The 9,950-nt window shown below is 58.5% G+C and carries 9 protein-coding genes and 1 other RNA gene; 2 read left to right on the forward strand and 8 right to left on the reverse strand.

The genetic code is table 11. The annotated features are described in order from the left end of the window. Positions 1-339: 339 nt before the first annotated feature. The 8 genes from ACRC0P_RS05430 to ACRC0P_RS05465 form a co-directional block, all read right to left on the reverse strand. On the reverse strand, positions 340-2,172 hold the full coding sequence (locus tag ACRC0P_RS05430; protein ID WP_438628767.1) for an FG-GAP repeat protein: 1,833 nt from the start codon (positions 2,170-2,172) through the stop codon (positions 340-342). 20 nt (positions 2,173-2,192) lie between these two features. Then, positions 2,193-2,903, reverse strand: coding sequence for a hypothetical protein (locus ACRC0P_RS05435; protein ID WP_438628768.1), 711 nt, complete (start codon positions 2,901-2,903; stop codon positions 2,193-2,195). Positions 2,904-3,161: 258 nt separating this feature from the next. After that, complete coding sequence (locus ACRC0P_RS05440; RefSeq protein WP_438628769.1) at positions 3,162-3,557, reverse strand: GyrI-like domain-containing protein; 396 nt, start codon at positions 3,555-3,557, stop codon at positions 3,162-3,164. Between the two features lie 99 nt (positions 3,558-3,656). Continuing rightward, positions 3,657-4,019, reverse strand: a complete 363-nt coding sequence (locus ACRC0P_RS05445) for a SirB2 family protein (protein ID WP_438628770.1) — start codon at positions 4,017-4,019, stop codon at positions 3,657-3,659. Beyond that, positions 4,019-4,456 (reverse strand): RrF2 family transcriptional regulator, encoded by a 438-nt coding sequence (locus ACRC0P_RS05450; RefSeq protein ID WP_438628771.1) that lies wholly within the window; start codon positions 4,454-4,456, stop codon positions 4,019-4,021. The genes ACRC0P_RS05445 and ACRC0P_RS05450 overlap by 1 nt, the downstream gene beginning before the upstream one ends. Positions 4,457-4,472: 16 nt before the next feature. Then, on the reverse strand, positions 4,473-5,672 hold the full coding sequence (locus tag ACRC0P_RS05455; protein WP_438628772.1) for an NnrS family protein: 1,200 nt from the start codon (positions 5,670-5,672) through the stop codon (positions 4,473-4,475). 1 nt (position 5,673) lies between these two features. Continuing rightward, on the reverse strand, positions 5,674-6,057 hold the full coding sequence (locus ACRC0P_RS05460; protein WP_438628773.1) for a DUF454 family protein: 384 nt from the start codon (positions 6,055-6,057) through the stop codon (positions 5,674-5,676). A gap of 195 nt (positions 6,058-6,252) precedes the next feature. Beyond that, positions 6,253-6,324, reverse strand: a non-coding RNA gene (locus tag ACRC0P_RS05465) — sX9 sRNA. A 110-nt stretch (positions 6,325-6,434) separates the two neighbouring features. Here ACRC0P_RS05465 and ytfE point away from each other — a divergent pair. Continuing rightward, positions 6,435-7,103 carry an iron-sulfur cluster repair protein YtfE gene (gene ytfE, locus ACRC0P_RS05470; RefSeq protein WP_438628774.1) on the forward strand — a complete coding sequence of 223 codons (669 nt, stop codon included), beginning with the start codon at positions 6,435-6,437 and terminating at the stop codon, positions 7,101-7,103. 1 nt (position 7,104) lies between these two features. Continuing rightward, positions 7,105-9,474 carry a nitric-oxide reductase large subunit gene (locus ACRC0P_RS05475; protein WP_438628775.1) on the forward strand — a complete coding sequence of 790 codons (2,370 nt, stop codon included), beginning with the start codon at positions 7,105-7,107 and terminating at the stop codon, positions 9,472-9,474. Positions 9,475-9,950: the final 476 nt, after the last annotated feature.

Here is a 9,950-nt window from a genome sequence, read left to right on the forward strand (position 1 = left end):
CTCTATCGTGTTCAGTCCGATTGAGAAAACCGATTATTCGCAACTCAAGTTTCGGGGTTCGCGGAACCAGCTTTAGTGCTATTGAGTCATAGGGCCGCACCCTGTGGGCGCCAGCCCTACTGGCGAATAATGGCGTTGCCATTTAGCACCGTCTTTTCGCCTGCAGGGCAGGCTCCCACAGGCACTGTGCACGACCAGGTGGCATGGCGCCTCGATAAATCGAATGCCGCACCGAAGGTGCGCTGACAATCGACCGCATGGGTATCTTGATAGGCCGATCAAGGTAGGCATGGGGCAGGTCTGAACCTGCCCCCGTTTTCTTACCGGTCAATGAATGAATTAATAGAGGTAGACCGCGCCGCTACCTTCTGCGGAGTTGTCGGCCTGGTCACCGTTGATGCCGGTGGCACTGCTGCTTTCATCCCATGCACCTACCGCCAGGACGCTGCCGTCTGAGGATAGGGCGATCCCGGATCTGCCGAACAGGTCACCCCCCTCGGTGTTCGGAGCCTTAACATAGGCTTGTTGGGACCAGGTGCCAGCGTTTTGACTGAACTGGTACACCGCACCACTGGAATTCGCAGAGTCATCCGCTTCGTCGCCATTAATACCGGTGGCACTGCTATCCTCAGCATCTGTGCCTACCGCCAGGACGCGGCTGTCTGCCGACAGCGCGAGGCTAGCACCAAATCGGTCAAACTCCGCTGTGTTCGAGGCCTTGATATACGCCTGCTGGGACCAGGTATCACCACTTTGGGTGAACACATACACTGCCCCGGCGAAGTCAACGGAGTTGTCCGCCTGATTGCCATCAATGCCGGTGGCAGCGCTGTCCTCTCCCGTTGCTCCTACCGCCAGGACATGGCCGTCAGACGACAGCGCAAGGCTGCTACCAAACCAGTCGTTTTCCTCGGGGTTTGAGGCCTTGATATACGCCTGCTGGGACCAGGTGCCATCGTTACGGCTGAACACGTACACCGCGCCACTGTTGGTCGCTGAGTTGTCCGCCTGATTGCCATCTATGCCGGTGGCAACACTGTCCTCGTTATTCGCACTTACAGCCAGGACATTGCCGTTCGACGACAGTGCGACCCTGTGACCAAAATAATCCGACTCCTCGGTGTTCGAAGCCTTGATATATGCCTGCTGGGACCAGGTATCACCACTTTGAGTGAACACGTACACCGCACCGGAGGCGGAAGCGGAGTTATCCGCCTGATTGCCATCGATGCCGGTGGCGCTGCTATCCTCTGCATAGGCACCTACTGCCAAGGTACTACCGTCGGCCGACAACGCGAGGCTGCCACCAAACTCATCACTTTGCTGGGTATTCGACGCCTTGATATGCGCCTGCTGGGACCAGACCCCAGCGCTTTGGGTGAACACATACACCGCGCCACTGTTGAATGCGTTGCTACCCTCGCCACTGGCACCTACTGCCAGAACGCCTCCATCGGCGGACAGTGAAAGACTGATACCAAAAAAGTCCCAATGTCCCGGGTTTGAAGCCTTGAGATAGGCCTGCTGGGTCCAAACACCATTGTTTTGTGTGAATACGTACACCGCGCCGCTGTATTCCACGGAGTTATCCGCCTGGTCACCATTGCTACCGGTGGCTCCGCTACTCTCCTGGGCAGCAGCTACGGCCATCACACGGCCATCCGCCGACAGGGCGACCTGGAATCCGAACAGGTCATCAGCCTCGGTGTTTGAGGCCTTGAAATACCCCACAGCCTCGGCCAGGGAACCGGTTACGAACATCTCATCAGAATCGGTACAGCCCAGGCTGTTGCAGGCCTGGAGGATATAGCTTGCGTTTACCCGCTGGGGCAGGGAGACCGTCAGGTTGTGTTCGGTGCTGTCCGCCGGGATCACGGCCACTTCGTTGTAACCGGAGTCGCCATCAGGGTTTTCCAGCAAGCGGTATTCGGTTTCCTCAGACACATCACTCCAACTGAACGCGAAGGTTTTCGTGGCCGTGGGGGTCAGGGTGGCCGCTGGTGCCGGTGGGGCAGCGGTTACTGGATCTTCGCCATCGTCATCCTCTCCTCCGACATCTTCTCCACCAACATCCCCACCGCCGACATCCCCGCCACCACTACCTCCGCCACCGCAGGCGGACAAAAAAACCAGGCATAGGGCAAGAAGACAGATACGTTTTATCCAGATCATGAGTGTTTCCTCTTAACGGTTTATGTAATGAATTCCGAAAGCTGCGGATTCGACAAATCGAAGGCGCACCGAAAGTGCAGTGACAGTCGACCGCATGGGTATCTTGATAGGCCGATCAAGGTAGGCTGGGACAAGCCTGAACCTGCCTCGACTCTTTTCCGGTCAATTAATGAATTAATAAAGGTAGACAGCGCCGCTGACCGGCGCTGAGTTGTCGGCCTGATCCCCGTTGATGCCGGTGGCAGAGCTGTATTCCTGGAAAGAGCCGACCGCCAGCACGCCGCCGTCCGGCGACAGTGCGAAGCCAGAGCCAAACTGATCGTCCGCCCCAGCCTTCGAGGCCTTGATATAAGCGTGCTGGGACCAACTGCCATCGCTTTGGGTGAGGTGCCTTCCAGTGTCCAGTTGACTCTGTCTTCGGAGGAATAAATGTCTTGGTAGTAGAGGTTGCCGGAGCTGCCGCCCAGCAGCCGGAGCTTCCCCTTGAACTCGACGATCTGATGGTACTGACGATCACCGAAAGCGGCGGCGTCGGCTTCCAGTACCCAGGAGTGACCGTCTTCCGACGACCCGACGTTGTTATTGCGGCCGTTGGATTGAGACCCACCTATTACCCATAACTTGCCGTTGAAGGCAACGGCCTCATGATTGGTCCGGGGCTGGAAGCGTTGCGCACTGACCGGAACCGTCTCTTGGTCGTCGTCATCCCGGCAGAGATAGTAGTACTTCAAATTTGGCTCTAACTTCAAATTTGACTCTAAATACACAACAATTTTTCACAAAAAATGCACCCACATAGAGTGAATTCAATGCAGGCAAGCTAACCAATACCAGCTTCAGATTAATTCAAAGGGAAACTTATCAGAGATTTGCGAGTCACTTTCTTCCTGGAGTGCTATTAATGATAAAGGCGCGCCGTAACTATTCACCCACAGGGAACCCATGCCGGTTAAAGGGAGCCAGCTTGTAGACCTCATGGATGGCACTGCTTATAAAATAGGCTGCAATCCATGAAGTCCGAGGGATTGGTCAATATTTGAGCCGAAAGAAAAAGCCTTTTGTCTCAAACAGAAGTGAGAAATCTGCTCCGCAGTCAGCTCAAGGCTTTGATAAACGTATATTTTTTTATCTGGTTCTCTACCCAAAAATCGGTCATAGACATCTTTTAAAAAGGCGCCCTCAGGCATCATTATCATCGGTCTTTTAGTGTCTATTTTGTAGCCGCTTTGAGGAAACCAGCTGTAAAGAATCTTATTTATCGTATGTTCACTGAGAGGGCCTTGGTGAAAAAAACGTGCATAAACCCCGCCTTGAATAGCAACCTGTTTTAATGTTGAATTTTTCACCTCTCGAATATCATCAACCAGAAGTAGTAGCTGATTCAATCACTCTCGCTACGCAAGAGTCTCTACTCACTGAAGCAAAGGGCAAGGCGCGGCGAAATGCAATTCTGCTAAGTTGGGCCGGGCAATATCAGGCCATAATCAGACCGGCTTCAGCACCGCCATCAAAATCACTCCGCCCACCAGGCACAGGGCCAGCAACCCGTAAAGCATACGGTGAGTGGCATCGGCCGCTTTCATGGCGCCGATACCGGCGCCGATATAACCGAGGATCAGTATCAGCTTGACCATCAGCCAATTCGCCTGCAGCGGCGATAGCCGGTAGAGGACGGCGAGGCTGATGCCAGATAACAGCAGCAGTGTGTCAATCAGGTGCGGGGCGGGCTTGATCCATCGGGCCTGGACAAACCCTGCCTCCATCTGCCGGCCCAGAAAACGCAGAATGAAAAAGCTGATGGAGATCACTACCAGGGTAACGTGCAGGTGTTTGAGCAAGAAAACCATCAGCCAATCCTCAACAAACGCACCATGTGCTTTGCTTTGCCTTGCGGCAACAGGTCCGCCAGGGTGTATTGATCCAGCACCTTGAAAAAGGCCTCCAGCGCTTCGGCAAACATCCGCTTGAGTTCGCAGGCGGGGGTGATCACGCATCCCCTGCCGTTGCTGAAACATTCGACCAGCGCCAGGTCCTGCTCGGTATCCCGCACCAGGTGGCCGAGATTGATGTCCTCGGGTCTGCCGGCCAGGCGCACGCCGCCGTTTTTGCCGCGGATGGCGGTCAGGTAGCCCTTGTTATTGAGATCCTGTACCACTTTCATCAGGTGATTTTTGGAGATGTCGTAACTCTCGGCAATCTCGCGAATGGTGGCAAGCCCCCCGCCCTTGAGGGCCAGGTACATCAGCACGCGCAGGGAATAATCGGTATAGCGGGTGATATGCATGGTTCAATCTCTCGGGTTATCCGGGGCGGCCATCCGCGGGGCGGCCATCCGCCCGGGGGCCACTCAGTATCGGCCAGTAAAGTGCCACGAACAGGCCAAAAGCCAGAACCCAGGCGAGCGCCGCCAGGGACAGTCCCAGGCGGAAGTCGATAACCTGCGCGGCGACCAGCAGGCGAAGCAGCGCGGCAGCGGTGATCGCCAGGTAAATCCACAGACCGAAAGGGATCAGCTTCAGCGGGCGTCCGGTGTGGCCCACCGCCACGCGGGTCATAACCCCCAGCAGCAAGGTGCCGATGGCCCCTACCCCCAGGGCGTGTTGCCAGACGGTGTCCGGCAGGGAGCCGGTGAGCATCGCCAGCGCCCGCAGCATCAGGCCCAACACAATCCAGGCATAGGCCAGGTGCAGAATCCACAACAGGGGCTCTTTGCGCACCCGCCAGCCCGCCCACTTCCAGAGACGCAGGCCGTTGCCCAGGGCCGCTATCAGGACCACCAGGCCGGTCATCTTTTCCGGTGCGCCCAGCGCATCCAGAGGGATCAGCAACGCGATGGAAATCAGTGCGATGCGCTCGATCCACACCGGGCGGGCCACCCAATCCGGAGAGCCCCCGTGCATGCGCAGCCAGTTGGCGGAAAAGGCCGGAATAATGCGCCCGCCAATCACCGCCATCAGCAACAGGATCAGGTCAAAGCCCAGTTGTTCACCGGTGTCGAGCAGGCCGGTTCGCCCGCTGGCAAAGCCCAGGTGCATCAGCAGGTTGCCGATAAACAGCAGCGTGAGCACTGCCACCAGCACCAGGTTGCGCCGGTTGTTGTGCTGGACCAGTACCCGCAGGAGGTAGAGCGCCAGCACCGGCAGAAATGCCAGGTCCACCAGCGCCACCAGCCAGGCCGGAACCCAGGAGGCCAGCCACATAAATACCCGCCCGGACAGCCACAGCAGCACCAGTAACAGCAGGCGCCGGCCCCTGAGAGGTGGCGCACCGGTCCAGTTGGTGACGGCGGTCAGCAAAAAGCCGGCGATGGCGGCGGATACCAGGCCGTACAGCATCTCGTGGCTGTGCCACTTGAAAGGCGACCAACCCAGGGGAAGCGGCCAGCCGCCGAAAAGAAATCCCATCCAGCCCAGTATCACCACCACCGCGTAGACGCCGGTAAGCAGGAAAAAAGGCCGGAATCCGTAAGCCAGCAGCGCAGGGGGTTGGGCGATTTGCATATCAGCGGACTCCCCGCGGCTGCGGACGGGTTGAGAGCCAGGCTCCCACCAGGACAAACAGCAGGCCGGTAAACAGCAGCACCCACTGGGCGGCACCCAGCAGCCAGAGGGTCAGCCAACTGGTTGTCATAAGGCCCAGGGCTGCAACCTTGGCTTTCAAGGCCACGGCGCCCTGGCTGCGCCAGGCATGAATCGCCGGGCCAAATCGCGGGGACTCCTCCAGCCAGTGGCCCAGCCGGGGCGAAGCTTTGGGGGCGGCCCAGGCCGCCAACAGCAGAAACGGCGTGGTGGGGAGCAGAGGCAGTATGGCTCCCGCCGCCCCCAGCCCCAGGCAACTCCAGGTCAGACACAGCCAGGGCAGGCGCCGCAGTGGAATGGCGTTCATCGCGTACTTCCAATCAAATGATGCATTTAATTTATATCTTTGTACCAGGCACTTCAAGGCCGTAGATCGAAGGGGTCTTGATCCAGATCAAGAGTCCGCCCTCTTAAGATAACTATTGTTTGCATGTTTTAAAGATGCATACACAATACATCTTAAGGTTGCAGCCAATGGCGCGCCCAATTGTTATGGGACCGCTGAAAAACGTAGCGAGCGGGTGGCTGGTGGTGGCCGCCGGAGCGGAGGAAGCGGAGTGTACAAGTAGTACATGAGCATTCCGACCGGGCTGGCGCACCAGCACCGCCGGACGCCGCCAGGCGCACGCGCAGTAGTTTTTCAGAGGTTCCTTATCCGATAGATCAGCCTCGAGGAGGAACTTCATGAATACCCTGGATCAACCCCTGGGCCAGCTTGCGCGTCAGATTCCAGGCGCTACGGCGGTGTTTTTTGCCTACCGCCTGGATTTTTGTAATAGCGGCAAGCAGACCCTGCGCGAAGCCACTGCCTGCAAGGCGCTGGACGCGGAAGCCATAGCGGCGGAGCTGGATGCCCTCATAGACCAGCCGGAAACAGAAAACTGGGATCGGGCACCGAGCGGCGCGCTGATCGAGCACATACTCACCCGCTATCACGAGTACCACCGGCAGCAGTTGCCCCAGTTGATACACCTGGCGGCCCGGGTCGAGTCAGTACATCGCGGCCACCCGGAATGTCCCGCCGGTCTGGCGGATCATCTGGAACAGATGTTCGCTGAACTGGAGAGCCATATGCAGAAGGAGGAGGAGATTCTCTTTCCCCTGATCATGCGGGGCATGTCGGCCATGGCCAGGGCGCCGGTGGCGATGATGCGCCACGAGCACCACGACCACGTCCAGGCTCTCCAACAGATCAACAAATTGACCCGGAATCTGACCTTACCCAATGGGGCCTGTAATACCTGGTACGCACTTTACCTGGGGCTCGCCACACTGGAGCGGGACTTGGAGGAGCACATTCACCTGGAAAACAACCTGCTGTTTGAACGTATCGATGGACTAGGGGGACTCTGACATGGGCCGGTATCGCAAACTCTGGTGGACTCTGATCGGCATTTTGGCCGCCACTTTCGCACTCCTGGGGTACGTCGGAACGGAAGTGTATCGCAAGGCACCGCCCATCCCGGGGCAGGTGGTCACAGAAAATAATCAGCTGTTGATGACCCGCGACAGCATCCTCGACGGCCAGACCGCCTGGCAATCGGTGGGTGGTATGCAACTGGGTTCCATCTGGGGCCACGGCGCCTATCAGGCACCGGACTGGACCGCCGACTGGCTGCACCGGGAGCTCAACGCCTGGCTCGATCTGGCCGCCCGGGATGAATACGGTGTTGGCTATGCGGAGCTGGACGGGCGGCGGCAAAACGCGCTCCAGTACGAACTGAAAACCGCCTACCGCACCAACACCTATCACGCCGATACCGATACCCTGGTGATATCCGAGCGGCGTGCACAGGCCATAGCGCAAACGGCGGATTACTACAGCCGATTGTTCAGCGATGCCCCGGAACTCCAGGGCACACGCGAGAACTACGCCATGAAGGAAAACACCCTGCCCGACCACGAGCGGCGCGAGCGGATGGCTCAATTTTTCTTCTGGACCGCCTGGGCGGCAGCCACCGAGCGCTACGCCGATGGCGCCACCTACACCAACAACTGGCCCCACGAACCGCTGATCGACAACAAGCCGACCGCGGAAAATATCGTCTGGTCCATTGCCAGTGTGGCGCTGCTGATTGCCGGCGTGGGCTTGCTGGTGTGGGGCTGGGCCTTCCTGCGCAGGGAGGACGAAGAGGAAGTCGCCGCCCCCGTAAAAGATCCCATCACCACCTTTGCCCTCACCCCTTCGCAACAAGCGCTGGGCAAGTACCTGTTCGTAGTGGTCGCACTCTTTACGGCACAGGTGTTTCTCGGCGGCTTTACCGCCCACTACACAGTGGAGGGGCAGAGCTTTTACGGCATCAATGTCTCCGAGTGGTTCCCCTACAGCCTGGTGCGCACATGGCATATCCAGGCGGCGCTGTTCTGGATTGCCACCGGCTTCCTGGCGGCGGGCCTGTTCCTCGCGCCCGTCATCAACGGCGGCAGGGACCCCAAATTCCAGAAGCTGGGTGTGGACATCCTGTTCTGGGCACTGATTCTGGTGGTGGTGGGTTCTTTCACCGGCAACTACCTGGCCATTGCCCAGATCATGCCGGCGGAGTGGAACTTCTGGCTGGGCCACCAGGGTTACGAATATGTCGACCTGGGCCGCCTGTGGCAGATCGGCAAATTCCTCGGTGTTGCTTTCTGGCTGGTATTGATGCTGCGCGGCATTGGGCCGGCACTGCGCCAGCCGGGGGATAAAAACCTGCTGGCACTGCTGACCGCCTCCGTGATTGCCATCGGTCTCTTCTACGGCGCCGGGCTGGCCTACGGCGAGCGCACCCACATCTCCGTGATGGAATACTGGCGCTGGTGGGTGGTACACCTGTGGGTGGAGGGATTCTTCGAAGTCTTCGCCACTGCGGCCCTGGCCTTTATCTTCTGTAGCATGGGGCTGGTATCCCGCACCATGGCGACCGCCGCAAGCCTGGCATCAGCCTCGCTGTTTATGCTGGGCGGTGTACCGGGTACTTTCCACCACCTGTACTTTTCCGGCACCACCACTCCGGTAATGGCCGTCGGCGCCACCTTCAGTGCGCTGGAAGTGGTACCGCTGGTGGTACTCGGTTACGAAGCCTGGGAGAACTGGCGCCTCAAGCACGCCGCCCCCTGGATGCAGAACATCAAGTGGCCGCTGCTCTTCTTTGTCGGGGTCGCCTTCTGGAATATGCTGGGTGCCGGTGTCCTCGGCTTTATGATCAACCCGCCCATTTCGCTCTATTATGTGCAGGGCCTGAACACCACAGCTACCCACGCCCACGCTGCGCTCTTTGGCGTCTACGGCCTGCTGGCACTGGGCTTCACGCTGCTGGTGCTGCGCTATATCCGCCCGCAACTGGTGTTTAACGACAAACTGATGAGCATCGGCTTCTGGTGGTTGAATATCGGCCTGGCGATGATGCTGTTTACCAGCCTGCTGCCGGTCGGCGTCATCCAGTTCCTGGCCAGCGCCTCCGAGGGCATGTGGTATGCGCGCAGCGAAGCCTTCCTGCAAAGCGATCTGCTGCACAACCTGCGCTGGGTGCGCACCATTGGCGACGTGGTGTTTATCGTCGGCGCCCTGGCGGTGTGCTGGCAGGTGGTTAAAGGGCTCTTCTTTCCGGATGCGTCCGAACCCGTCGGAGCGGAATCCGGTGCCCAGGCTTACGCACTCGCCTATGCGGAATCCGATCAGGCGGCCAAAAGCGAGAGTGTCGACAGCGCCTGTTGTGGGAACTGCGGGGGTAATCACCAAGCTTGAACTGTAAAGAAAAGCAGGTGCTTAACGGCACCTGCTTTTTCTCAAGTGGAACCAGGAGAATTCGGAAAGCCCGATCGCGGCCATGGGCCGCTCCTACATTCAGAGTAATGCTGTTAAAATTATTTTTTGTCCGGGGACTTTTTACCGTCTTCCTAAACTGCACTATCCGCTGCCTGCCACCCGGCGCCTTCATGGCACCCGTGCCCGCGCCGATATAGCCCAGCAGAGATAGTGTCCTGTATGGTACTAAATAGTGATACCAGAGCCCCCCAGATTGTTCACAGTTAGGCGCTGCTCGCAGGGAATGGTAATTCCATTTTCAAGAGCTGCAACGCCGCTGTGGGCCCTCTCGATTGGTGAAGAGGGGGGGCTCCCTTCGGGCGGGCCGCTAAGCAGCCATCTGCGGCGTTGCACTTGCTTGACGTAGAATGACTACGCCGGCGCAAGTGCGCCTTGCATCTGGCCGCTTAGCGGCC

Origin of the sequence: Microbulbifer sp., from assembly GCF_051659245.1 — a bacterium.
Lineage (GTDB): Bacteria > Pseudomonadota > Gammaproteobacteria > Pseudomonadales > Cellvibrionaceae > Microbulbifer.

Bases quoted from the DNA above. Each gene is read 5' to 3' on its own strand.
- ACRC0P_RS05450 (WP_438628771.1), bottom strand. From the start codon at position 4,456: ATGCATATCACCCGCTATACCGATTATTCCCTGCGCGTGCTGATGTAC.
- ACRC0P_RS05460 (WP_438628773.1), bottom strand. From the start codon at position 6,057: ATGAACGCCATTCCACTGCGGCGCCTGCCCTGGCTGTGTCTGACCTGG.
- ACRC0P_RS05445 (WP_438628770.1), bottom strand. From the start codon at position 4,019: ATGGTTTTCTTGCTCAAACACCTGCACGTTACCCTGGTAGTGATCTCC.
- ACRC0P_RS05475 (WP_438628775.1), top strand. From the start codon at position 7,105: ATGGGCCGGTATCGCAAACTCTGGTGGACTCTGATCGGCATTTTGGCC.
- ACRC0P_RS05430 (WP_438628767.1), bottom strand. From the start codon at position 2,172: ATGATCTGGATAAAACGTATCTGTCTTCTTGCCCTATGCCTGGTTTTT.
- ACRC0P_RS05455 (WP_438628772.1), bottom strand. From the start codon at position 5,672: ATGCAAATCGCCCAACCCCCTGCGCTGCTGGCTTACGGATTCCGGCCT.
- ytfE (WP_438628774.1), top strand. From the start codon at position 6,435: ATGAATACCCTGGATCAACCCCTGGGCCAGCTTGCGCGTCAGATTCCA.